Consider the following 451-nt stretch of genomic DNA (forward strand, 5'->3'; position numbering starts at 1 on the left):
ATATTGTTTTATTGCTATACACAGGGCATTTGCTAGGAGTTATGGGCTCTAATCGACAGGTTTTAGCTTTGATGTTTTGTATTTTAGCCGGGGAAAGGCTCTATCAAGATAAAATAAAAACCTTTGTTGTAATTGTGATGTTTGCAGCTATATTTCATTACAGTTCATTGATTTTTCTTTTGATGTATTACGTTAGAAAGATGTCTGTAAGGATGTCATTAAGTAATTATTTGTTTGTTTTTGTTGTGCTGGCGTTCGCAAATTATATTTTACTTAGCTCTAGCTTTATTAGTACCATATCAAACCAATTGATTACAATATTTTCTGAAGGCACTAAGTTGCGTGGTCAGTTAATCGTATATGGGTCGGATCAATTCAGACCCGATATAATAACAAGTATAATGATGACAATAAAGAGAGTGAGTACTCTATTTATACTAATAGTAATGAT

The 451-nt window shown here is 31.9% G+C and carries 1 protein-coding gene; it reads left to right on the forward strand.

Annotated features, from left to right (window positions below):
* Positions 1 to 11: 11 nt before the first annotated feature.
* On the forward strand, positions 12 to 451 hold a 440-nt coding region (locus K5Q73_RS21955), incomplete at its 3' end, for an EpsG family protein (RefSeq protein ID WP_374706901.1).

It is taken from the genome of Shewanella sp. MBTL60-112-B2 (genome assembly GCF_019655055.1).
Classification (GTDB): Bacteria; Pseudomonadota; Gammaproteobacteria; order Enterobacterales; family Shewanellaceae; genus Shewanella.